Source organism: Lysinibacillus piscis (genome assembly GCF_026012395.1).
Lineage (GTDB): Bacteria > Bacillota > Bacilli > Bacillales_A > Planococcaceae > Lysinibacillus > Lysinibacillus piscis.
Genome location: NZ_BRZA01000001.1, coordinates 1,254,020 through 1,277,714, shown reverse-complemented (window position 1 = coordinate 1,277,714; position 23,695 = coordinate 1,254,020). Strand labels below are relative to the sequence as shown.

The following is a 23,695-nucleotide window of genomic DNA, read 5'->3' as shown; positions in this document are numbered from 1 at the left end:
GATGGATACAAGACAAAAAATTGTGAATCGTGCGGTAAAAGAAATTCAAAATGGTATGAATGTTAATCTAGGTATCGGTATTCCGACACTTGTTGCTAACGCAATTCCATCTCATTATGAGGTGTTATTACAATCAGAAAATGGCTTGTTAGGTATTGGGCCTTATCCTGTCACAGAAGCAGTGGATGCGGATTTAATTAATGCTGGTAAAGAAACTGTCACGGCCGTAGCAGGTGCATCATTTTTTGATAGTGCGGAATCGTTTGCTATGATTCGTGGTGGACATATTGATTTAGCCATTTTAGGTGGAATGGAAGTATCGGAAACAGGTGATTTAGCCAACTGGATGATTCCAGGGAAAATGATAAAGGGCATGGGCGGTGCAATGGACCTTGTTGCAGGTGCAAAAAGGGTTGTTGTTGTAATGGAGCATGTCAATAAAAATGGCGAGCCGAAAATTAAAAAGCAATGTGAGTTACCGTTAACAGGAAAAGGTGTTGTTCATCGCTTGATTACAGAGCTTGCCGTCTTTGACTTTACAGAGCAGGGTATGCAGTTGATTGAACTGGCAGAAGGCGTTACTTTAGCTGAAGTGCAGGAAAAGACAGCCGCAGCATTTACGGTCATTGACGGTATATAAGGAAGAGCGCATGAAATCAAGTATCAATTGATTTCATGCGCTTTATAGAAATAAGCGAGGTTTCGTAGACAATCGACACGACTTTGTAGGTATTCGACAAAACTTAGTAGACAATCGACAGATGTTTATTGTGCGAAAGTGTAGTGCAACGTAACATCAGTGGCAAAACGGCGTAGATAAATTGCTAATCGTTTTAGTTGTGTTTAATCACCTAAAAGCTCATGCTGCTGATAATGGCTGGCAATGGATTCGAGGTTAAGCTGACTATACAGTGCCCAATCGACTTTGCGAAAATCCTCTTCACTAAAGTAAATGTTGAGTACCTCTGTTGATTTTTCGTCACTATCTACCGAATCTAATGGAGCAGACCAAGAAATAGCAGGTGTTTTGACCGTTTTCAGTTTGGATAGTTCAGCAAAAATTTTGGCGGAATCCTTTAGAATTTGATTTTTAGAACCATTTTTGACATCGGCATCATGGATATAAATATTGACGATACCATCCTTTTCTTCTACTACAAATTGGTTTTTGATAACTTCACCAACAATATCACTAACGGTTGTGTCAGTGTGTACAGCAACTTCCTTAGGCGCTTCCTTCTTAGTACAGCCCACTATAAATATCATTATAATGAATAAGACAAAATATAATTTTTTCAACATAATAACCTCCTTTATTACTACCATCTATGTACAAAATAGCGTTAAATTATACAAATGGAGCAACCAAGTGAGAGATAAAGTGTATATTTATGATGAAATTGTTTGCGTTGCACTAGACAAAGGTAATTTTTTAGTGTATATTAAATGTAATAAAGTCGTTCATAATGAAACAATGAAATCACATATTACAAAGGGTAATCGTGTTTTGATGGATACTTTTTGTAATATGTGATTTTTTTCAAGTCGTCTGATTTTATTGAATATAATTAATGGAGGTCATTCAAATGACACAAGGTACAGTAAAATGGTTTAACGCAGAAAAAGGTTTTGGTTTCATCGAAGTAGAAGGCGGACAAGACGTATTCGCTCACTTCTCAGCTATCCAAGGTGAAGGCTTCAAAACATTAGAAGAAGGTCAAAAAGTTGAATTCACAGTAGAAGAAGGTCAACGCGGACCACAAGCTGCAAACATCGTAAAACTTTAATTTTTAATGAAAAAAGCCACTCTTAATTGGGTGGCTTTTTTATTTGATATGATAAAATCAAAATAAGTTATAATTTAGGAAGTTAAGTTAAACTGATGTTGCGGGAATGGTTTTTATGTATGCTGGTAGAAGAGTAGCCTTAAATTTTATACTCCTATATTTTGTAGTATTCTTTATCATATCAACAATTTTTCAGTATTATCTGTATTTTAAATTTAAGTATGAAAATGTAAAAAAGCTGTGACATGTAGTAGAACGTCATTAAGACCTTCATGGACATAAAAAAATCGATGTACACGAATATTTTTGGTGTACACCGATTCATAATCCATCTTATGCTTTTTTGACAAACTCTGATTTTAATTGCATTGCACCAAAGCCATCGATTTTACAGTCAATATTGTGGTCGCCCTCAACTAGACGAATACTTTTCACCTTCGTACCAATTTTTAATGTGGATGAGCTACCTTTGACCTTTAAATCTTTAATGATTGTCACGGAATCACCGTCTGCTAACACATTGCCATGCGCATCTTTCACTACTAACGTATCTTCTTGCTCTGTTGCCACTGTGCTCCATTCATGTGCACATTCTGGGCAAACAAAATTAGTACCGTCCTCATATGTATATTCCGAATTACATTTCGGGCAATTTGGATATGCTGCCATTATCTATTCCTCCTTTTAACTATCTCAACACTATTTTCACATACTTTTTACAGCTAAACAAGGGTAGCATATTGCTTGCAAGTCACCTGAGGATGCTTTATTATATTTCTAAAGGCTGCATTGTTCGTATAATATTAAGTTTTAACCTTTAAGCTGTAAAAGGGAGTTTTATTATTGGAGTTGGAATGACGGGCCTCACACTAAGGTGCATGAGGATAAGCAGGAAAACTTCTGCGAACACCCACTTTGAGGAGTGGTGGTTTAAAACTTTCTATAATAACTACGGCATACGCGGCTTTTACCTACATAGCATTATCTATAACGCATCTTAGCCAAATTGGTTAAGGTGCTTTTTTACTTCTAAAAAAGATTAACTATTAAAAAAAGCCTTCCGTGATAAGTGGCTCGGAAAACTTCATTAGTAACTATTATTCAGCCATTAATACTTCATTTGTGAGGGCTTGAATATCAATATGTGTTTTTTCCTTAACGGCATCCTTTAAAATTTCAGTGCGGAAATAGCGAACGGTCGCAGGGAGCGGAATCGCTAATAATTTAGCTAATACGTTTTGGTACATATGCACAAATTCCTTGTCGGTATTGCCACGTTTGAGTTCTGCAAAGGCTTCATAGAATTGATCGAGTTTGTCGGCGAATTCAAGCAAGCGCCCTTCTACTGAACCATCCTTCCCCTCCTTCATCCGTTCAAAAAATATAGCTTGAAATTCAGTCGGGATTTCATGGATGATGAATTTTTCCATCATTTTTTCTTCAACATGTGCAAGCATTTGTTTCAGCTCTGGGCTGGCATGTTTGACAGGCGTTTTAATATCCCCGATAAATACTTCGGCAAAATCGTGATTAATGGTTTTTTCATATAAAGATTTCCAGTTAATCGTTGTACCATCCATCTCCTCTAATGTAGCAAAGAACATAGCGTATTGTGATACTTTCCAAGAATGGGCAGCTACGTTGTGTTCCTCAAATTTGAAGCGACCAGGGCAGCGAATAATACGCTCTAAATCATTAAGACTTGTAAAAAATTGATGAATACCTATAAAAATCACTCCTTTTTATATTGGTTCCGTAGAAGACATTCTCCTCTTTGGGAAGGAGATGAATGCCTATTTTTTATCTTGATTTAGTGAATGCCCACTGAATCAAGATAAAATCCAGACGCAATTACGCTAGAGCGTAATTGGTATTATACAAGCATCGTACAATAAAAAATCCCCATATGAAACAACTTTTAAACAATTTAATAATGATTCAGTATCTGTTTACAAAGGCTTCACATTTGCCGTCTAAATCGGTGAGATGGGAATGGTATAATAAAAAAAGAACTAGGCAAAGGGGCGCATATTATATGCTATCTATTTACACACTTCTTCTTTATATACATATTATTAGTGCGATTGTATCGATTGGGCCGCTATTTGTTATGTTAGTCATCGTAAAAAGAATGCGTACAGCATCACAGCAAGAAATGTCACCATATATTACCGTATTTCAAGGAGCCATTACACTTGTGAAGCACGCTGGACATATTCTTGTTACATCAGGCATTCTATTGATGTGGTATGCAGGCTATGCTTGGTATACATCATGGGTTGTTTTAACAGTCCTTGTTATGCTCGCTTCGATTGTTTTCTTGGCGAGAGCCTTTAAGCCAACATTAAAAACATTTGGCACAGCTGAATATCATCAGCCAACATTTGTTTCCTTGCTTCAGCAAAAAACGTGGACATATATTATTTTATTATTAATTATGCTGTGGCTGATGGTAGCTAAGCCTATACTATGGTCGTAAAAATCACACCAATTGAAGAGGTGTGATTTTTTTGTATGTAGATAATATTACCTGAATCACTAAAAATATGATGGATATTGTATAATTTTCTAATTTTCAAGCAATAACTTGTAATACCAAGCATAGTACCTTGGTTTTGGCCATGTATGTCATTAAAGTGGTCATTGTCTAAAAAACTATACAATACGGAGGTATTACAGGTAATGAGAAAACGGATAATTGCGATAATCATAATGGTGCTTTTAAGTGTTAGTGTAGTTGTGAGCCCTTCTTCTGCGGCGCTGTATACGGTGAAGAATGGTGATACCTTATGGGGAATATCAAAAGTATATAATTTAACGGTGGATGAGTTGCAAAGCTTGAATGATATAGACTCTATTTGGATTTATCCTGAACAAACATTACAGCTAAAAAATAAAGAGAAACCAAACCAGCAACATCGTATTGCAAAAGGAGATACATTATTTAGTATTGCACGCTATTATCACATCACAGTAGCGGAGTTAAAAAAATGGAATAACCTTAAATCAAATTTAATTGTTATAGGAGATGTTTTAGCTGTCGATGCATCTGCGGCTAAAGAGAAGCCTACGATTCAATCTAGAAAACAACCAGTATCAGTAGCCAAGAGTCCTACTAGTACAGGAAAATCATATACGATGCGAGCAACGGCGTATACAGCCTATTGTGCAGGATGCTCAGGTATTACAGCGAATGGTACGAATATACGTGCTAATCCTAAGTTAAAAGTAATTGCGGTTGATCCACGTGTCATTCCACTAGGTACTAAAGTGTGGGTGGAAGGGTATGGTGAAGCAGTTGCTGCTGATACAGGAGGTGCTATTAAAGGGAATAAAATTGATGTTTTTATCCCTACGGAAGGACAAGCCCGACAATGGGGTGTGAAAACTGTAACAGTAAAAATATTAGAATAATACAGGGAGGCTCGTTACTAAGTATGTGTAGCGAGCTTTTTGTATAAAATTTATATCGTTTGGGCACGCTCCAAAGGAAGGAGGTATGAAAATGAAAAAAATGAGTGTCATAATGTTATCTGTATTGATGGTAGGAGGCTGCGGATTTTTTGATAAACGTGAACAAAAGGTAGAAGTCAATGCGCAACCAGCAACCGCAACCGCAAAAGTCATGGGAATGAATAATGAAAGCTACGGAAATGCCTACTTTGAAGAAGAAGGCAATGGTGTGAAAATGACGTTAGCCCTATCTGGTTTGCCTACGGGTACACATGGGATTCATATACATGCCGTTGGTAAATGTGAACCACCAACATTTGAATCAGCAGGACCGCATTTTAATCCAACAGATAAGGAGCATGGTAAACTGAATCCGAAAGGCTATCATTTAGGTGATTTACCGAATTTAGAAGTAGGGCAAGATGGACAAGTAGATATGAATTTTTTAGCTGAGGGACTGACGTTGGATAAAAATGCAGCGAATTCACTAGTAGCTGGTGAAGGAACGGCATTAGTAATTCATGCTTCTGCAGATGATTATAAAACGGACCCATCAGGTAATTCAGGTGCACGCATTGCTTGCGGTGTAATCCAATAGAATTTCACTATAATTATCTTGAAAATAGATGATTTTTATACTTTTCATGCATAATGCGCAATTATTTATTGATTTTCATTAAAATGATGTTGTACAATAAGTTTATCAGAAAATTCTAATAAATAAGGAGCGATTATTATGCAAAAAGTATTAAATTCGACGTTTGAAACATATTTAATGGATCAGGAAGTAGAGTTATCATTAGAAAGTGATGAGCAAGAAGAGTCCAACCTAATGATGACAAATGAACAATATCCAGCAGGTTTTTTTACAAGTTTATAATGATTATTTGAAGGACTGTATGAAGATATTAAATTTCATTCAGTCCTTTTTTATGTGCATTAGAAACGCTTTTTTTCACTTGAATAGTTAAATTTCTTCGAGGGGCATAATTTCTTTGCGTTGACTTTTAATTTTTTGAATATTAAGCTAAAAAACGTAAAAAAATATTTGCGTCTTGAACGATAATGAAGTAATTTAAGTGCAAAAAAGGGGATGATGTCATGAAAAAAGAGATTAGTGCTAAATGGGCTTTTTTAACTTTTTTAATTATGATTGTCACAATGATAATCACAGTAGTGCAACTAAAGCAAAGTCCGCATGTGCCTTTGATTGTGGGAACAACTGTAGCGGCAATTGTTGCTAAAATGCATGGCTTTAAATGGCAGGAAATTGAAGAGATGATGTATAAGGGGATACGTCTTGCACTACCTGCTATTGTTATTATTATTTTAGTCGGTTTAGTAATTGGTGCGTGGATTGGTGGTGGCGTAGTGGCTACCATGATTTATTATGGCTTAAAGCTTATTTCACCAGCGTGGTTCTTAGTTACAATTATGTTGCTATGTTCAATCGTTTCGTTAGCAATCGGAAGTTCGTGGTCAACAATGGCAACAATTGGTGTTGCGGGTATGGGGATTGGTTTAAGTATGGGAATCCCAGCAGCGATGATTGCTGGTGCAGTTATTTCGGGTTCTTACTTCGGCGATAAAATGTCACCGCTTTCAGATACAACAAATTTAGCAGCGGGTTTAACGGGGACAGATTTATTTGACCATATTAAACATATGCTTTATACAACACTACCTGCTTTAATTATTTCTTTTGTTGTTTTTGCAATTATGGGTAGAGGTTTTGCTGATGTTTCGATGAAATCAGAAAGTATTTTGACAACGCTTTCAGTGATGGAGGAAAGTTTTGTTATTTCACCATGGCTATTACTTGTACCTGTTGGGGTTATCGTATTAGTAGCCAAAAAGATACCAGCGATTCCAGCGTTACTGATAGGTATTGTTTCAGGTTTCTTATTGCAAATTTTTGTACAAGGTGGAACACTAGCAGCGGCTGTCCAAGCACTGCAAGCGGGATTTGAAATTTCCACTGGCAACGCAATGGTGGATGAGCTATTTAATCGTGGTGGTTTGGATTCAATGATGAACACGGTTTCAATGACAATTGTTGCGATGACATTCGGTGGTATTTTAGAGTACTCAGGTATGTTGAAGGCATTGATGGATGTGATTGTGAAGTTTGCTAAATCAACAGGTAGCTTAATTGCTGCGACAATTGCAGCATGTATTACAACGAATGCTACGTGTTCTGAGCAATACATTTCGATTGTTGTACCTTCACGTATGTTTGCGAATGTCTATCAAAAACGTGGGTTGCACTCAAAAAATCTTTCTCGGGCATTAGAAGATGGTGGTACATTAACATCTGTATTCTTTCCGTGGAATACATGTGGCGTATTTATTTTAGCTACTTTAGGTGTCGGGGCAATGGAGTATGCACCATATGCTATTTTAAACTTTACTGTACCGATTATTTCCATTATTTACGGCTATATTGGTTTTGCAATTGTGAAATTAACACCTGAAGAAATGGCTACAGCAGAAAAGCGCAGCCAAGAGCAGGATAAAGAGCTAGCGGGCGTATAAGTAAATAAACCTCACAGAAGAAACTTACATTTGTGAGGTTTACCTATTCATCCGTAGGTAGCAAAGTTTAATTCGTATATTGTACGTGGACGACCTTGCTGCTGAGGCATTTCCTCACCCACAATTTTTACATAATTTTGATCAACTAATTTCTTAATAATGCGCTCTGTTGTACGACGTGTGACTTGCAAATATTCAGCAAGGTTATAGGCTGTAAATTGTGCAGATTGCCGTTCGTGGCTAAACTGAATAATTTTTGAGATATTTAAGGGACTTAAGCTTGTTTTTTTTGCCATTTGTAAAATATAAGGATCACTTGTTTTTAATGTTAATTTGACTTCCGTGTTTGGAAAAGGCCCTAATAAATTTTTATATTCATCCAGTACATAGATTTCAAAGGGCTTGGCAAAGGTTAAAGCATTTTTGGCGTTTTGAGTTGCTTCAAAAATAGAATGACCGTAACCAAATGCCAGCTTAAATGGTTGATCAATTTGTTGTAATAAATGTTGTAGTGGGTCTTTTTCTAACGCTTTTTGTAAATGGCCTGCTGTTGTATATAATTCAAAGGTGTTGGCTGAAATTTGCTTATAAGTTGCATGTGTTGCTGTTGCTATTTGTGTAACCATGGCTATGTCCGTAATTGTAAGTATTTCAAGTAGCCCTATTGCTGCCTTGACGGATTCTGATTTGCGTAAAAGGGATTTTGCTTGTGTTTCTTCTAAACATTGAATGATGGAATTGGTCGCATCAAGCATACGAATGGATGGTATGTGTAACTGTTGTAATTCATCAAAAATAGAATGGACACTCGTAACGATTATATCTATTTTTTGAGCCTCCCATAGCTCAATATGGGTATTTAAAATATTTTGTACAGGCTCTGTAATGGAAATAGGCTGCACATAAGGCTTTGGTCCATGATATTCCGTTTCTTTCAGTACGTTTTCAACAAGCAATGGATTCATGACATCAATAGACATTCTATGTAAAGGAATTCCTTGATTAGCGATAACGGATAGCAGGGTGGTTGAAATGGATGCTTCACTTTGCTTCACATAATTCCAAGGAATCGGTATGTTGGGTAACTCTGATTTAGCATATAAATAGGGCAATGTGCCACCAATCAGAATGGCATCACACGGCTTAATTTGTTTAAGTAACATAGGTGATTCTTGAGGCTGATTGTAAAGGTAAAATTCTAATTGAATATTTTCTATGTTTTGTGCGATACTAATAATACGTTTTACAAATGCTTTTGAACAAATAACTGCTATTTTAGTAGGCATAAATAAATTCCTTTCTTTTTTTTATCATATTAACGACTAATTAACGACATTAATAAAGGGAGATAGTAACAAATGAAAATTCAACAAATCGAAATTTTTGCAATTCACTTACCATTGATTGAGCCATTTATTATTAGCTATGCTACATATGATACAATGCCTTCAATTATTTTGAAAGTGACAACAGATACAGGCATTATTGGTTATGGAGAAGCTGTGCCTGATGAACATGTGACAGGGGAATCTTGGGATAGCACATATGCACTTTTGAAAAATCAATTAGCGCCAGCAATGATTGGTGAAAACCCGATGGCATTTGAAACATTGCATGATAAAATGAATAAAATTGTGAAGGATGCACCAGCTGCAAAGGCGGCGATTGATATTGCATGCTTTGATATTGTAGGAAAGGCATTACAAGTGCCTGTCTATCAACTTTTAGGTGGACGTTATCATGAAAAATTCCCAATCACACATGTATTAAGCATTGGGACACCAGAAGCGATGGCGAAGGAAGCGGCTCAACGTGTAGAGATGGGCTATGAGTCCTTTAAAATGAAGGTCGGCACAGAAGTAATGAATGATGTAGCTCGTATTAAAGCTGTGCGTGAACGTGTAGGAGAGAATATTGCCATTCGTGTAGATGTAAACCAAGGCTGGGGTAATGCATCAACAACATTACGTGGCTTACGTGCATTAAAGGACTTAAATATTGATTGGTTGGAGCAGCCTGTTGTGAGTGATGATATTGACGGTATGGTAGAGGTCAAGTCGAAGTCAGATGTGACATTAATGATTGATGAAGGGTTACGTGGTGTACGTGAAATGCGTGAAATTATTGCTAAGCGAGCGGCTGATAAAGTGAACATTAAATTAATGAAGTGTGGTGGTATTTATCCAGCGATGAAGCTAGCAGTAATGGCTGAAATGGCTGGTATTGAATGTCAAATTGGCTCAATGGTAGAGTCATCAGTCGGCTCAGCAGCAGGCTTCCATGTAGCGTTCTCTAAAAAAATTATGACAAGTGTAGAGCTAACGGGCCCGTTAAAATTCTCAAAAGATATAGGGAATTTACGTTATGATATTCCTTATATTTGTTTAAATGAGCAAGCAGGCTTAGGTGTGGATGTCGATGAGGCTGTATTACAGGAGCTATGTAAATTTTCAACAATTGTAACAGCTTAAGGGGGCTTGGATATGGCAATCATCTATGAAGGAATGCTTGGAGATACGCCATTTAACGTGAAGATGTTAACATGTCAACATTTAGTGGCAATTGAACAGCTTCAGCGAGAAGTATATGAATCATTAACAGATAAAGAAATATTGCAACCATTAAGCACAGAGGAATTTATGGCTATTTTAGATGGTGATGGGATAATGATTGGTGCATATGTGGGTGAGGAATTAATTGCCTTTCGTGCATTACTCATTCCACCTGTCGATGAAGAGCATTTAGGCTATGATTGTGGCATTGTAGAGAGTGAGTTCAATCGTGTATTGTATCAAGAAATATCAAATGTGTCACCAAAATATCGTGGCTATGGCTTACAAAAAACATTGGCAGAAGTAGTGATGAGCCAGATTGATTTAGCTAAATACGATTATATTTGCTCCACAGTGAAACCATACAATATTCCGAGCTTAAAGGATAAATTTGCGCAGGGCATGGTTGTGAAAGGCTTAAAAATAAAGTATGGCGATAAATTGCGCTATATTTTTTATAAGGATTTGCGACAAAGACAGTCAATCTTTAGGGAACAACAAGCTGTATCGATGGGGGACAAAGCACAACAGCAGCGGCTTTTAAAGGATGGCTATGTAGGGACAGCTATGTATGAAGCTGACAATGATTGGTTTGTGGTATATGAGAAATAAAGAGGGGGAAGGCATGTATTTCGGGTACATGTCTTTTATTTGTGTATGATACTTGAAGGGATATATGTTAAATGAAGAAATTATGGATATGGATGATTCCTTTGATGATGGGTGGTTGTGCTACTGTAGAAAAAACAACTGAGCTTGATTATTCAACAGCGACCAATTCTGGTTATGTTACAGCTATACATGATATAGAGCTTTTGGTCGTAGATGATACACCGAAGTATATAGAGGGAAGGGATGCTGCGTTTTTTAATGCTTGTTGGTTCTCTTCACAAGAAAAAGTAGATATAGGGGATTATGTTCATGTTTTTGGTGGGGACGCTGAATTATTATCGTATCCATGTAGAACAAATGCAGTAAAAATTATTTTTGAAGAAAAAAATAAGAACACCACTTTAACAACAAAAGAGGTTGTACAAAGAGCTATCAATAGTATTGAAACGATAGCGGGAGAATCGTATTATTCGCCTATTCTAACAAAAATTCATTATGATAAAAAGACAGATACTTGGCGTGTACGTATTCAAAATTCAAACTCACAAAAACCAGATTTAATTATTTCCATAGGGGATATATAATGGTGAGATTGGTGAGAGGAGAGGTGCGTAAATGGGCAAGTATCAAAAATATATGACTTTAGCTGTATCCATTAATCTCACACTCGGCGGTATTTATGTTTTTAGAGGGAATTAGTTTTCTTTGTTTCTCTATTTACAGACTAACAAAAAAAACAAAAAAATCAACTTATCCTAACGATATAAGAAAAGTTGATTTTTTTGTTATTTTATCGGACAAAAGCCACAAGCCATCAGGCCAGGGATATCCTTTGAGAAACAGCAGGATTTGCGTACAGGGACATTGACTAAATTTGTAGGGCTTTGACCACCTGTATACTCTGCCCACCACGATTTAGTAGAAAAATGTGCCCATGTTTTAGGGTTCTCCAATATTTCGATATCCTCCATTGCTTGGTCTGCCAGTGAGGGATTAGCTAATAAGACATGATAGTGCCATAATAAATAACCGAAGAAATTTTCCCAAATAGTTAATGGTGAAATGGATGTCACTTTACGAAGCTGTTGCACTACTAAGTGTCCATCGTATAAAATTTTTTCAATCACTGATTGTCGTTCATCCTCCTCTACATAGCGCCAATCATTCGCATTGGCAAACATGGCAACTGTAAAGCTATTGAATTCCTTTGCTGCATCAAAGCGTAATTCGATGAGCTTGCCATCCCATATTTCATCATAGGCAGCTAGCATGTAGAGCTGCATCGCAAAAAACATACCATAACGGCGGGAGAAGTGAGAAATAGCCGCAGTTTCTGTAGCGGCATCTGTAATACCCATCATTAAATTTAAAAAATCAGGATGGTAAAAATCTTTATGAATATCTGCTAACGTAAACAGTGTACGCTTAGGCTCCGTTGTATAAATGCTATAAGAATTTAGTTGACGTACTTGATCCATTGTCAGAGCAGGCATTTGAATCACCTTTTTCTATTGAATTTCTACTCTATATTATAAGTGAATTATTTTTGCTTCACAAATTGAATATGATATAGTAAAATTTATAAAACATATCTGAAAGGTTGGTTTTTGTGTCGCAACTTCAATTCATTCCAAGACCGCTTGTTCGACTAAATCAATGGATTATTTTGCTGAGTGTGCTGCTAACATGGATTACTGCTAATGCGTGGGTATTACTTCTGCCGTTAATGGCAAATTTATGGGGTGTCTTAGTTGGGGTTAATCCGATTATCAAAGTTGGGAAAGTTTTTTTGCGTAAACCACTATCTACATATATTCCAGAGGATAAGCAGCAACAAAAATTTAATTCAGGTATTGCAAGCTTTTGCTTAGGAATTGGCTGGCTAAGCTATATGCTTCATTGGCAGCTTGTAGGGCATCTTTTCACTGCTATGGTTGCGATTGCCTCCTCCATAGCAATTGCAGGTTTTTGCATAGGTTGTTTTGTGCAATTCCAATGGAAACAGTGGCAATATAAGCGTGCACAAAAAGTATAAAAAATTTTTAGAAAATATAGTTGACTTTTTAAATGATATTGATTATCATTATCACATAAAGATTATTCCTCTTCTACAAAACAGTGTAGAGAGGTTGAACTTTAGCTACTTTTCTCCAGAAGTTTGCTAGTTCATGAAAACGCTCCTGAAACCCCCCTCATTTTTTGGGAACGTAAATTCAAAAGACGACTCACACCATATATTGGATGAGTCGTCTTTTTTATCTTGATTCAGCAAATGTTTTCTGCGCGAAAGTGAAACGTCAGCGGCAACTAAAAAGACATTCACTGAATCAAGATAAAGCCCCAGCGGATGTTGTACCTGACGCTAACGCTTTCGGTACAGAAAAACAGGTGCTGACGCTGCGTTTCACTCCGCTTTCGCACAGAAAAACCGTGTGTCATGGATTTTGAAGAGGAACTTTCCGAGTGAACTCGGAAAAATCCAGACGCAATTACGCTGGGGCGTAATTGATTTTGTAGCAACAGAATGTTCATGATGTTTTTAACGCCTTTTTACCAAGCACCATCGTGTAATAGCTATGTAACAGCATTCCGATAATAATAATACCAAGCCCTAGTAGTGCAATAGGCTCTGGGAAGGCAATACCAAGCCATAATACTTCACCAATAATAACGAATAAAATTTCAGTGGACTGTGTTGCTTCCACTGCGGCGAGTTTGCCTTGATGGTCACGTACACGGTCTGTAGCGATAAAAAATAAGGTAGTCGCAACAACACCAGAGCTTATTCCGACAAGCAAAGATTGCAATACTTGATTCATAGAAGGCAGCCCTACCGTTATGAAGGCATAAATAGCCATGATAATCCATGCAGGCATAGAAGCGATTGTCATTCCGAGTACACGCTGAAATGTATCAAGACGTCCATCACAAACCTCCATCATTTTACGATTGCCAAGAGGGTAGGCGAATGCAGCAATCACAACAGGTAAAATACCTAATACTAAATTTTTCAATGAAACAGATTGTGCTTGTGGTATTTGGATCAATAAAATACCTGCTAAAATAACACAAGAAATGAGCAATGAAATAAGTGGTATTTGTTGACGTACTTTTTTGCCCGCCATATAAGAAACAAAGAGGGGGGCAAGCAATACGCCAGCAACAATTGTTAATTGCCATGTGCCTGAAACGAGCCAACCTGGACCAAAAGCTGCTGCAAATGTTAGTGGTGCATAAAATAATACGAAGCCGACAAAGCTCCATAAAAACCAAGCGCTAGATTGTTTTTTCATCTCAGTAGTGAGCTGTGGCATACCCTTTCGATAAAAAACAATGACCAGTAAAATGGGGAGCATAAAAAAATAACGTAAGGATGAACTCCATAGCCAGCTACCCCCTTGCATTTCCATGGCATGATTTAAAATAAATGTCACCGCAAAAAATAAAGAAGCTAAAATCCCTAATGCAATTTCTTTCATTTTCATCACCTCTACATCATTCATGTAAATCACTATCAAATGAAAAAATGACGAAGAAAGGCATAACCCTTCCTTCGCCTTAAAGAGCACTATTTACCTTGTTGCTCAAATAATTGTACGATTTCAATAATTACTTGTGTTGCTTTTTCCATTGTTTCAGCAGAGACATATTCAAATTTCCCATGCATATTTTCGCCACCTGCAAAAATATTTGGTGTTGGTAAGCCCATATAAGAAAGCTGTGAGCCATCTGTGCCACCACGAATTGGTAATGTAATCGGTGTAATATCTAATTTCTCCATTGCTGTACGTGCAATATCAACAATTTCCTTCACAGGCTCAATTTTTTCACCCATATTATAGTATTGGTCGTCAATTTTAATTGTTAAAGCCTCATCGCCATACTGTGCTTGAATTTTCGCCGCTGCCTCTAGCATTAATTGCTTTTTCGCCTCGAATTTTTGACGATCATGGTCACGAATAATGTAAGAAAGCTCTGCATGCTCGATAGCCCCCTTAAAGCTCATTAGGTGAATAAAGCCTTCATAGCCATCTGTTTTTTCAGGTACATCATCTGCTGGCATTTCATTTTGGAAAGCGATTGCCATTGTAATGGCATTGACCATTTTGTCTTTAGCTGAACCAGGGTGTACGCTTGTGCCTTTTGTGATGACCTTTGCACCTGCTGCATTAAAGCTTTCATACTGTAATTCACCAAGGGGGCCGCCGTCCATTGTATAAGCATAATCTGCACCAAATGCAGCCACATCAAATTTATGTGGACCACGACCAATTTCTTCATCAGGCGTGAACGCTACACGTAATTTCCCATGCTTAATAGAAGGGTTATTTACTAAATATTCCATAGCCGTCATGATTTCAGCGATTCCTGCTTTATCATCAGCACCTAGTAATGTTGTACCATCTGTTGTAATTAGTGTTTGTCCAACATAATTTTTTAACTCAGGGAAATCAGATGGTGACATGATAAGGCTTGGATTTAATTGAATAGCACCGCCATCATAGTTATCAATGCGTTGTGGGTTAACATTTGTGCCTGTGAAGTCTGTTGTTGTATCCACATGTGCTAAAAAGCCAATTGTCGGTACTTCTTTATCTGTATTGGCTTCAAGTGTCGCAAATAAATAGCCATGCTCATCTAATGTAATATCTGTTAAGCCAATTGCTGCAAGCTCGTCTTTTAATACATGTAATAAATCAAATTGCTTTTGTGTGGATGGTGTCGTTTCACTTGTAAAATCAGATTGTGTATCAATTTTGACATAACGAACTAAGCGTTCAATTACTGTTTCTTTCATTGGAGTGCCCCCTTGTGTTTGTATGCTCTTATTGTAACACTTTACTTCGGCTTTCGGAATATTGAACGATACTGAATGCGATGAATAATTGGGCACTATAATACGTTAGCATAATGACCTCATGTGAAAAGGGCAGTACTATTACAAAACGATTAATGGACAAATAGGAATCAGAGGCGATAAATAGTAGTGCTCCAATCGTTGCATAGGTAGAGCCTGTGCGAATAGCTGTCCAACCCATTGTTAAAATAACAGCCATGTAAGCAATAACTGCAAGACCGAGTATTATATCTCCAGTGGAAAATACTGTGCCAGCCACCCATATCGCCATCCCAATACCATAGCTAAGTAATGAAATTTTTGCCCAAGCTGGTACTTGTCGCTCATTGACAGTGGAAAAGGCAAAAATATAAAAAATATGCCCAATTAAAAAGCTTGTTAAACCAACAAGAAACCACTGCAATGTATAATCACCAATTGTACAAAAAATAAGACCGATGATGACAAGACGATGATATTTGGGAATGCTAGCTGCTTTAGTAGTAGTGGCTAATACAATAATCAAAATCATAGGAATTACTTTAAACACAAGCTGTAAATTTTCCTGAATATGTGTAAAGAAAAAGACGTAATACAGCCCAAATAATAAAATGAATGGCAGTAACCATTTTTTCAGCATAATATACAACTCCTCTCTATCTATATTGTAGTTCTGGAAAGATGCTAAAATTCCTTTGAGCTATGATGAAACTTTTTCAATGACTAGTCGTAAACATACTATAGAAGAGAGGGTGAACGTTATGATAAAGTTATTGATTGCTTCAGCGGTCATTGCATTGATTGCAAGTGTGCTATTAACGCCATTGATGACGAAAAAAAGAGAAGATGGCAAGTCACGTAAAGTGATTGTTTATTTTTTTATTATGGCCTTTGTGCTAGGATTTTTAGCAACAGGAATCACATTATATGTAACGAAAATTGATGTAAATTGGCTTGTTTTTTGGCCAGTGCTGATTGTGTTAACAGCAGTCGGTGCGTTCCTTGCAAGTGGCATTGAACGTAAAGTGAAGGGTATCTTATTTTTAGCAAGTTTGGCTGTGGCGATTTATGTATTATCTGCACCTCTTTGGAATGCTAATGATAAATTTAAGTCGGCTGATATGAAGGCAGAAGTCGAGATAAAGCCTTTTGATGAAACACAAACACCTGCAAGTGTGCCACCTAAGTTTGCTCGCAATAAAATGAAAAAGGCGTTTGGGCAAGTACCAAATACGAGCTATTATGAGTTAGGTCGCCTGCAAATACAGAAGGTGAATGGCGAGTATGTGTATATCGCACCTGTCGAGTTTTCAGGATTTTTCCGTTGGATGAATGGGCATACAACGCCTGGTTATTTTACAATGAGTGCTACAGATTCCGCAGACAATCCTAAATTTGTTGCACAGGAAATGAAGTACATTCCATCAGCCTATTTGAATACTAATTTAGAACGTCACATTCGATTGCAACATCCATTCCTAATTTTTTATGGTGATGTACAGCTTGAGGTAGATGACGAAGGGAAGCCATATTATATTCGCTCCTATGGCGATTTTATTTCCGCACGTAATGGCTTTGATGTGAAAGGAATTGTTCTTGTAGATGCGTTAACAGGGAAGTCGGAAATGTTGACGTTAGATAAAATCCCAGCCTTTATCGATGGCGCTGTTTCTCCTGAAACGGTAAGCTTGCAAAATAGCTATTTCGGTAAGTATGTGAATGGTTTTTGGAATAGTATGTTTGGGAAAAAAGATGTGAAATTACCTTCTGATGAAGGGACAGAATCTAATGTTAGTCCCATTTTTGATGAGCATGGAGAGATGTACTACTTTACCGATTTCACAAGCCCGAAAGAGGGTGTCGATTCTATGCTAGGCTATTCTTTAACGAATGCGAGAACGGGAGAAGCGACATATTATACGGGTAATTTAGATGCCTCTTACATGGATTCACAGGGGAATTTGCAAATTATTGAAAAGAAATTCATCGAGAAAAAATGGTTTGGTGAAATGCCTGTTTTATATAATTTTTATGGAGAAGCAAGTTGGTTAACAGCTGTGCTTGATTCAAATGGCTTTTTACAAAATTACTTTATCGTATCCGCAGCAAACCCTGAAATTTCTGTTTATGCTACAACACCGAAAGAAGCGTTGAAATTGTATAAAACGGCTTTAAGTCGTGGTGGTAGCACAGTAGAGGGTAGTTCACATGTTGAAGAAAAGAATGCTAGTGGAAAAGTATTACGTGTGTATAAGGAGCGTTTAGGAGATTATACAGTCGTGTCATTTTTACTAGACAATGGAGAAAATTATTTAATAAGTGCAGAAACGGAGCCACTTGCAATTTACTTACAGCAAGGGGACGAGGTTATTGTGAAATATGGAGAGACAGGAGAACAATTTTTACCTGTGCGTTCATTAATGATTAAAGGCTTACAATAAAGAAAAAGGCAATCATGTAGCGATAAAACGTTACAATGATTGTCTTTTTTCTGCAATATAAAGCATCATCTTTTCTTGATGATTGTTGAAAAGTGATTCTGTGTGATGATTTAGTGCGAGTACTTCTTGAATATAGCCTTGTAATACAGATCTTTCATAATCAAACTCATGTGGTGCTTCATTTTCTAAAATATGTGATAGCAGCAATACATGAAGTACAGCAATCTCTAAGTTTTGTGTGTTCGTAATAAATTTTAAGTTCAAGATGGTCGTGTAAGAAATATATTGATTAACATAATCAATAGCATGCTCATACAGTGTGAAATCAATATGTGGTTCTAGTCGTTCACGCAATGCAGTACAGTTCATATTTAAGGTTTCAATTTTAAGAAATAATCCCTTCACACTTCGCTTATGTTGTTGTTCTAAAGTATGAGCAAGATGTCTATTAACATGGGACATAATGCACAACTCCTTCCATTTCTTATACTATGAACGAGATAAGGTAAAAAGGAAAGAGTCTTTTTCTTTAATTTTACGAATATAAGCTCATTATTTTAAGGAATAGAAGTGACTTTTGACTTGGTTGACTATGTGATAGTATGAAAAATACATATTATTACTTTACGCTTTTTTTCAAAAAATTAAAATTTTATAGTTGACAGCAAAAAAGACCTTGCTATATACTGTGTAACAACGATGGAAATTGAATCTCATAACTCTTATCAAGAGCGGCGGAGGGACTAGGCCCTATGATGCCCAGCAACCAGTAGGTGACAAACTTACTAAGGTGCTAATTCCTACAGATTCTTACTTGGATCTGGTAGATAAGAGGAGGAAACTTGCAACCGCAACCCTCTTCTTAACTGAAGAGGGTTTTTCATTTTATAAAAAACCCTCCTCATCTCCGGTGCCATCGTAAAAAAATATTAGGAGGTATAGGATGACAAATTTTAAACCAGAAACATTGTTATTACATGGTGGGCAAGAGCCCGATCCTGTGACAGGTTCTCGCACAGTGCCTGTGTATCGCTCCACAGCTTTCGTCTTTCAAGATACTGCTCATGCGCAACGTCTTTTTGCTTTAGAGGAAGCTGGAAACATTTATACAAGAATCACCAATCCCACTGTAGATGTTTTTGAGAAACGTGTGGCTTTATTAGAGGGCGGGACAGCCGCAGTAGCACTTTCATCTGGTGCAGCAGCTATCGCATTCTCTATTTTAAATCTGGCAGGTGCGGGTGATGAAATTGTCGCAGCAAGCTCTTTATACGGTGGCACATATAATTTATTAGCAAATACATTACCGAAATACGGTATTAAAACAATTTTTGTTGATGAAACAGATCCTGAAAACTTTCAAAATGCTATTACAGATAACACAAAAGCAGTGTTTGCCGAAATTTATGGCAATCCAAGCTTAAAGGTACTAGATGTTGAGGCTGTTGCCACAATTGCACATCAGAATGGATTGCCATTATTAGTAGATAGCACATTTGCTTCCCCATATGGGGCAACGCCAATTGAGTTTGGTGCAGATATTGTCATTCATTCCGCAACAAAATGGATTGGTGGGCATGGTACAACATTAGGTGGCATTGTTGTGGATGCAGGGACATTTGATTGGACGCAAGGTCGCTTTCCAGATTTCACAGAACCAGATGCTTCTTATCATGGCTTGCGTTATGGTATTGATACAGCAGCGGCTGCATTTGCCACAAAGCTGCGTGTTCAATTGCTCCGTGACTTCGGACCAACATTAAGTTCAGATGCCGCTTTTAATTTACTGCAAGGTTTAGAAACGCTTCATTTGCGTATCCCTAAACATAATGAAAATGCACTAGCTGTCGCTGAATATTTGCATAACCACCCATCTGTGGAGTATGTCAATTATAATGGCTTAGCGCATTTTGCTACACATGAGTTAGCGAAAAAATATTTACGACATGGCTTTGGCTCTGTGCTCACATTTGGCATTAAAGGTGGTCGTGAAGCAGGTCGTAAAGTAATTGATAATGTCAACTTGTTTTCACATGTTGCCAATGTCGGAGATGCAAAATCATTAATTATCCACCCAGCATCGACAACACACCAGCAACTATCAGCTGAAGGCTTGCTTCAAGCAGGTGTAACCGAATCGCTCATTCGCTTATCTATCGGTTTAGAAGCTGTAGAGGATATTATTGCAGATTTAGAGCAAGCTATCGCAAAGGCAGTTGTAGTAGAGCAAACTGTAGAAGCGTGAAAATAATACACACCTTCTCATTTGAAGGACCTCATTTGGGCATGTGTAGATGTATCATATTAAAATTAATACCTAGTAATTTTATAAGTTTTATTGACTTATTCAATTCCTTGCTATATACTAGGAAATAACTTCAATGTTCGACAGGCTACCAACCAACGAACAAAAATGTATTCAAAGTGTTCCCCCCACTTTTGAATAGATGAAACGGAAGTAGTTACAATAAGAAAGTAGCTACTTTCTTATAAAACTGATGGCAAGGAGTGATGAAAATGGGTAATGTGTATGGTGCACAAAACATGACAGCTTATTTAATTGGAAAACTAAATGAAAGCCACATATTTGTGAACAACCTATCCATTCAGCATTTACTTGCATCAGTGGAAAATACATGGCAACAAATTTTTGGCCATTCAGCCTTTCATGAAACAGTTGCTATAAATGAGGCAAACTATACAATACGTGATGTATTTATCACATACGAACACTATGGGACAGGTCATATTCCATTCCCAGAGAAAGACTATTATTTAACATATGGGACGTTTCAATTAGAGGAACGACCATACGAGCTTCCAAGTTTTACACAGGAAGAAGAAGAGCTTGTACAACAGTTAGTAACACAATATCGTTTACAATGGCTATCACAAGCTAGTTGAAATTCCCTCATCATCTTAAGCTCATTCTCTGCTGCTACAGGGAGTGAGCGTTTTATTTTGGTTTTTGACTATATAATAGTAGAAACCCATCTTAATTTTAGAAAAAATTTTAAAATGGCTATAAAATGTGTAGACAATAGAATGAGAGCGATTTCAATTGCACTTTTGAGAGAAACAACTGTCTTTTTAGGGAAGATTTTTCTTGTGTAATTGTAATATTTACGTTACAATGTGCTTTAAGTTGAATTTTGAATTATTTGAAAGATGTACGAATGAAACTGCGGAATGTAAGTTGGAGGGAATAATAAGAATGGCAACTATAAAGGCAGCGATTTTAGGATTTGGAACGGTAGGTCAAGGAATTTACCATATATTAAATGAAAAGCGACAAGAGCTTAAACATAAATTAGGCATTGAACTAGAAGTAGCGAAAATTTTAGTAACAGATGCTAGTCGTGAACGTGTACCTGGTACAGCCCACTTAATGACAACATCTATGGATGATGTGTTAGCAGAGCCAGGCATGCAAGTGGTATTTGAGGCAATTGTTAACGAGGAACCTGCATTTAGCTATTTAAAGCGTGCTGTTGAACATAAATGTCATGTCATTACAGCAAATAAAGTAATGTTTGCGAAAAAAGGCTTAGAGCTTCAACAGTTAGCGAAGGATAATGGTGTATTTGTAGGCTACGAGGCAACAACGGCTGGCGGTGTACCTGTCATCAAAACGATGAAAAATATTTTGCTTGTGAATGATGTAAGCCGTATTCAAGGTATTTTAAATGGTACTTGTAATTATATTTTGACAAAGATGCGTGCAGAGGGCTGGTCATTTGAAGCGGCTTTACAAGAAGCGCAAAAGTTAGGGTATGCAGAGGCTGATCCATACAACGATGTTTCAGGTCAAGATGCCTTCAAAAAATTAATGGTACTTAGTGCATTGGCATTCGGGGAGCAACCTGATTGGGCTGATGTTGAGGTGATTGGTATTGATGGCATTTCTGCACAGCAAGTAGAGGAAGCGACAGCGAAGGGCTTACGCTACCGTCATGTGGCTGAGGTGGAGAAGCAAGCGAATGGTAAGATTGTAGCGAAGGTAGAGCCATTATTAGTCGATGCAGAACATCCACTTTATCCAGTAGAAGATGTCAATAATGCCGTAGCACTAGACACGAATTATATTGGTACACTTACACTTGTAGGACCAGGAGCAGGTATGTATCCGACTGCTAGTGTGATGGTAGAGGATTACGCTGAAATTATTGGTAAACGTGCGGGATTTATCGTCACAATATAAAATAATAAAGATAGAGGCGCTCAAATAATCGAGTGCCTCTATTTTTAGTCCTCGTCTTTTACATCAATATCCTCTGGAATAGGTGTGCTACGCCAAATGTCGATTTCCTCTTTAATGCGCTCCAATTGCTCAAAATAGGTAGTAAATTGTCCACTATTAATCAAAACTTGCTGACCGTCATAAACAGAACGAATTCGCCCTTCATAAACAAGGCGTAAAATCTGTTCTTCCGACATCCCGAGGTCTACAGCCGTTTCTTCTATCGTTTTGTACATTTTTTTCACCTCTCTGTTATTATAACAAAGGAATATTGTTTCCTGTTGGCTAACAATTTATGATGGATGAAAAGGGAAATCTTAAGAATTTCTTCATTTTTATACTGACTGGATATTAAGATTTTTTCTATAGACTAGAGATAGAGAGTGAGGTGTGGACCATGACGAAATTAACTGTCCTTGTCACAGATGATGATCAAGATATTCGTGATGGTATTGAGATTTATTTAAAAAACGAAGGCTATAATGTTTTAAAAGCTGCAGATGGTATGGAGGCATTAGAAAAATTAAAAAATAACGAAGTCCATTTACTTATTTTAGACGTGATGATGCCAAATATGGATGGTATTACGGCGACCTTTAAAATTCGAGAGGAGCGTAACATTCCAATTATTATGCTTAGTGCAAAGGCAGAGGATAGCGATAAAATTCATGGGCTATCAGTAGGAGCGGATGATTATGTAACAAAGCCATTTCATCCATTAGAATTATTGGCACGAGTCAAATCACAACTACGCCGTTATGTACAACTTGGGACGTACAATGAGGGTGTGACAAAAGTGCAAATTGATGGACTGATGCTAGATGAAGAAGCGAAGGAAATTCTTTTAGAGGGAGAAGCAATTCGTTTAACACCAATTGAGTACAAAATTACGGAGCTATTAATGAAAAATGCAGGGCGTGTCTTTTCGATTCAGGAAATTTATGAGCGTGTTTGGAATGAAGAGGCTTATAATGCTGAAAACATTGTGGCTGTGCATATCCGAAAAATACGTGAGAAAATCGAGGCTGATCCGAAAAATCCACGCTACTTAAAGGTGGTATGGGGCGTTGGCTACAAAATGGAAAAGTAAACTAGAGTATTATGCAACGATTGTAGGGGTTGTTGCTAGTATTGTTGGATTAATTTATTTTGCACTATATGCGTATCATATTGTCCATATCCGCTCATCCGATTTTTGGCAGTTAGTAGAAAGAATTTTTTAGAGGAGGATTAAGTGT

The 23,695-nt window shown here is 37.2% G+C and carries 27 protein-coding genes, 1 other RNA gene and 1 riboswitch; of the genes, 18 read left to right on the top strand and 10 right to left on the bottom strand.

Annotated features, from left to right (window positions below; all coding sequences use genetic code 11):
• The first annotated feature begins 1 nt into the window (after window position 1).
• A complete protein-coding gene (locus OPF91_RS06140) occupies window positions 2-640 on the top strand; it encodes a 3-oxoacid CoA-transferase subunit B (RefSeq protein WP_264987812.1) in 639 nt (212 codons plus the stop codon).
• A gap of 203 nt (window positions 641-843) precedes the next feature.
• Here the strand turns inward: OPF91_RS06140 and OPF91_RS06135 are convergent, their stop codons facing one another.
• On the bottom strand, window positions 844-1,302 hold the full coding sequence (locus OPF91_RS06135) for a hypothetical protein (protein ID WP_264987811.1): 459 nt from the start codon (window positions 1,300-1,302) through the stop codon (window positions 844-846).
• 284 nt (window positions 1,303-1,586) lie between these two features.
• Here OPF91_RS06135 and OPF91_RS06130 point away from each other — a divergent pair, with 284 nt between their 5' ends.
• Window positions 1,587-1,787 (top strand): cold-shock protein, encoded by a 201-nt coding sequence (locus OPF91_RS06130; protein WP_264987810.1) that lies wholly within the window; start codon window positions 1,587-1,589, stop codon window positions 1,785-1,787.
• 333 nt (window positions 1,788-2,120) lie between these two features.
• On the opposite strand, the gene OPF91_RS06125 is transcribed toward OPF91_RS06130, so the two are convergent.
• Complete coding sequence (locus OPF91_RS06125; RefSeq protein WP_264987809.1) at window positions 2,121-2,456, bottom strand: zinc ribbon domain-containing protein YjdM; 336 nt, start codon at window positions 2,454-2,456, stop codon at window positions 2,121-2,123.
• Window positions 2,457-2,565: 109 nt separating this feature from the next.
• Between OPF91_RS06125 and ssrS the strand changes: the two genes are divergently transcribed.
• Window positions 2,566-2,758: non-coding RNA, 6S RNA (gene ssrS / locus OPF91_RS06120), on the top strand.
• A gap of 126 nt (window positions 2,759-2,884) precedes the next feature.
• On the opposite strand, the gene OPF91_RS06115 is transcribed toward ssrS, so the two are convergent.
• Window positions 2,885-3,523 carry a YfbR-like 5'-deoxynucleotidase gene (locus tag OPF91_RS06115; protein ID WP_264987808.1) on the bottom strand — a complete coding sequence of 213 codons (639 nt, stop codon included), beginning with the start codon at window positions 3,521-3,523 and terminating at the stop codon, window positions 2,885-2,887.
• Between the two features lie 299 nt (window positions 3,524-3,822).
• Here OPF91_RS06115 and OPF91_RS06110 point away from each other — a divergent pair, with 299 nt between their 5' ends.
• The 5 genes from OPF91_RS06110 to nhaC all read left to right on the top strand — a co-directional run bounded on the left by OPF91_RS06110 (window position 3,823) and on the right by nhaC (window position 7,775).
• Window positions 3,823-4,266 (top strand): DUF2269 family protein, encoded by a 444-nt coding sequence (locus OPF91_RS06110; protein ID WP_264987807.1) that lies wholly within the window; start codon window positions 3,823-3,825, stop codon window positions 4,264-4,266.
• A gap of 203 nt (window positions 4,267-4,469) precedes the next feature.
• Entirely contained in the window at window positions 4,470-5,201 is a 732-nt protein-coding gene (locus OPF91_RS06105) for a LysM peptidoglycan-binding and 3D domain-containing protein (RefSeq protein ID WP_264987806.1), read from the top strand.
• Between the two features lie 91 nt (window positions 5,202-5,292).
• Window positions 5,293-5,838, top strand: a complete 546-nt coding sequence (locus tag OPF91_RS06100; protein ID WP_264987805.1) for a superoxide dismutase family protein — start codon at window positions 5,293-5,295, stop codon at window positions 5,836-5,838.
• 138 nt (window positions 5,839-5,976) lie between these two features.
• A complete protein-coding gene (locus tag OPF91_RS06095; protein ID WP_264987804.1) occupies window positions 5,977-6,120 on the top strand; it encodes a hypothetical protein in 144 nt (47 codons plus the stop codon).
• 221 nt (window positions 6,121-6,341) lie between these two features.
• Window positions 6,342-7,775 (top strand): Na+/H+ antiporter NhaC, encoded by a 1,434-nt coding sequence (gene nhaC, locus OPF91_RS06090; RefSeq protein WP_264987803.1) that lies wholly within the window; start codon window positions 6,342-6,344, stop codon window positions 7,773-7,775.
• A 47-nt stretch (window positions 7,776-7,822) separates the two neighbouring features.
• Here nhaC and OPF91_RS06085 read toward each other — a convergent pair whose 3' ends face one another.
• Window positions 7,823-9,061 (bottom strand): helix-turn-helix domain-containing protein, encoded by a 1,239-nt coding sequence (locus OPF91_RS06085; RefSeq protein WP_264987802.1) that lies wholly within the window; start codon window positions 9,059-9,061, stop codon window positions 7,823-7,825.
• 72 nt (window positions 9,062-9,133) lie between these two features.
• Between OPF91_RS06085 and OPF91_RS06080 the strand changes: the two genes are divergently transcribed.
• From OPF91_RS06080 to OPF91_RS06070, 3 genes are all read left to right on the top strand, one after another.
• A complete protein-coding gene (locus OPF91_RS06080; protein WP_264987801.1) occupies window positions 9,134-10,246 on the top strand; it encodes a mandelate racemase/muconate lactonizing enzyme family protein in 1,113 nt (370 codons plus the stop codon).
• Window positions 10,247-10,258: 12 nt separating this feature from the next.
• On the top strand, window positions 10,259-10,939 hold the full coding sequence (locus OPF91_RS06075; RefSeq protein WP_264987800.1) for a GNAT family N-acetyltransferase: 681 nt from the start codon (window positions 10,259-10,261) through the stop codon (window positions 10,937-10,939).
• Between the two features lie 71 nt (window positions 10,940-11,010).
• Window positions 11,011-11,523, top strand: coding sequence for a YobA family protein (locus OPF91_RS06070; protein ID WP_264987799.1), 513 nt, complete (start codon window positions 11,011-11,013; stop codon window positions 11,521-11,523).
• A 201-nt stretch (window positions 11,524-11,724) separates the two neighbouring features.
• Here OPF91_RS06070 and OPF91_RS06065 read toward each other — a convergent pair whose 3' ends face one another.
• On the bottom strand, window positions 11,725-12,432 hold the full coding sequence (locus OPF91_RS06065; RefSeq protein ID WP_264987798.1) for a Fe-S oxidoreductase: 708 nt from the start codon (window positions 12,430-12,432) through the stop codon (window positions 11,725-11,727).
• Window positions 12,433-12,548: 116 nt separating this feature from the next.
• Between OPF91_RS06065 and OPF91_RS06060 the strand changes: the two genes are divergently transcribed.
• Window positions 12,549-12,974 (top strand): DUF4395 domain-containing protein, encoded by a 426-nt coding sequence (locus tag OPF91_RS06060; RefSeq protein WP_264987797.1) that lies wholly within the window; start codon window positions 12,549-12,551, stop codon window positions 12,972-12,974.
• Window positions 12,975-13,467: 493 nt separating this feature from the next.
• Here OPF91_RS06060 and OPF91_RS06055 read toward each other — a convergent pair whose 3' ends face one another.
• The 3 genes from OPF91_RS06055 to OPF91_RS06045 all read right to left on the bottom strand — a co-directional run bounded on the left by OPF91_RS06055 (window position 13,468) and on the right by OPF91_RS06045 (window position 16,416).
• Entirely contained in the window at window positions 13,468-14,418 is a 951-nt protein-coding gene (locus OPF91_RS06055) for a DMT family transporter (RefSeq protein WP_264987796.1), read from the bottom strand.
• A gap of 89 nt (window positions 14,419-14,507) precedes the next feature.
• Entirely contained in the window at window positions 14,508-15,737 is a 1,230-nt protein-coding gene (gene pepT / locus OPF91_RS06050) for a peptidase T (RefSeq protein WP_264987795.1), read from the bottom strand.
• Window positions 15,738-15,765: 28 nt separating this feature from the next.
• Window positions 15,766-16,416, bottom strand: coding sequence for a lysoplasmalogenase (locus OPF91_RS06045; protein WP_264987794.1), 651 nt, complete (start codon window positions 16,414-16,416; stop codon window positions 15,766-15,768).
• Between the two features lie 121 nt (window positions 16,417-16,537).
• Here OPF91_RS06045 and OPF91_RS06040 point away from each other — a divergent pair, with 121 nt between their 5' ends.
• Window positions 16,538-18,217, top strand: coding sequence for a hypothetical protein (locus tag OPF91_RS06040; protein ID WP_264987793.1), 1,680 nt, complete (start codon window positions 16,538-16,540; stop codon window positions 18,215-18,217).
• A gap of 30 nt (window positions 18,218-18,247) precedes the next feature.
• Here the strand turns inward: OPF91_RS06040 and OPF91_RS06035 are convergent, their stop codons facing one another.
• Window positions 18,248-18,679 (bottom strand): hypothetical protein, encoded by a 432-nt coding sequence (locus OPF91_RS06035; protein WP_264987792.1) that lies wholly within the window; start codon window positions 18,677-18,679, stop codon window positions 18,248-18,250.
• A gap of 257 nt (window positions 18,680-18,936) precedes the next feature.
• A riboswitch (SAM riboswitch) is annotated at window positions 18,937-19,051 on the top strand.
• A 109-nt stretch (window positions 19,052-19,160) separates the two neighbouring features.
• Here OPF91_RS06035 and OPF91_RS06030 point away from each other — a divergent pair.
• The 3 genes from OPF91_RS06030 to OPF91_RS06020 all read left to right on the top strand — a co-directional run bounded on the left by OPF91_RS06030 (window position 19,161) and on the right by OPF91_RS06020 (window position 22,418).
• Window positions 19,161-20,462, top strand: a complete 1,302-nt coding sequence (locus tag OPF91_RS06030; protein WP_264987791.1) for an O-acetylhomoserine aminocarboxypropyltransferase/cysteine synthase family protein — start codon at window positions 19,161-19,163, stop codon at window positions 20,460-20,462.
• 272 nt (window positions 20,463-20,734) lie between these two features.
• Entirely contained in the window at window positions 20,735-21,121 is a 387-nt protein-coding gene (locus OPF91_RS06025) for a hypothetical protein (protein WP_264987790.1), read from the top strand.
• 310 nt (window positions 21,122-21,431) lie between these two features.
• Entirely contained in the window at window positions 21,432-22,418 is a 987-nt protein-coding gene (locus tag OPF91_RS06020) for a homoserine dehydrogenase (RefSeq protein ID WP_264987789.1), read from the top strand.
• 44 nt (window positions 22,419-22,462) lie between these two features.
• Here the strand turns inward: OPF91_RS06020 and OPF91_RS06015 are convergent, their stop codons facing one another.
• Window positions 22,463-22,693, bottom strand: a complete 231-nt coding sequence (locus OPF91_RS06015) for an excisionase family DNA-binding protein (protein ID WP_264987788.1) — start codon at window positions 22,691-22,693, stop codon at window positions 22,463-22,465.
• Window positions 22,694-22,854: 161 nt separating this feature from the next.
• Here OPF91_RS06015 and OPF91_RS06010 point away from each other — a divergent pair, with 161 nt between their 5' ends.
• Both OPF91_RS06010 and OPF91_RS06005 read left to right on the top strand, forming a co-directional pair.
• On the top strand, window positions 22,855-23,547 hold the full coding sequence (locus tag OPF91_RS06010; RefSeq protein ID WP_264987787.1) for a response regulator transcription factor: 693 nt from the start codon (window positions 22,855-22,857) through the stop codon (window positions 23,545-23,547).
• Window positions 23,525-23,680, top strand: a complete 156-nt coding sequence (locus tag OPF91_RS06005; protein ID WP_264987786.1) for a hypothetical protein — start codon at window positions 23,525-23,527, stop codon at window positions 23,678-23,680. Before OPF91_RS06010 ends, OPF91_RS06005 begins: the two co-directional genes overlap by 23 nt.
• Window positions 23,681-23,695: the final 15 nt, after the last annotated feature.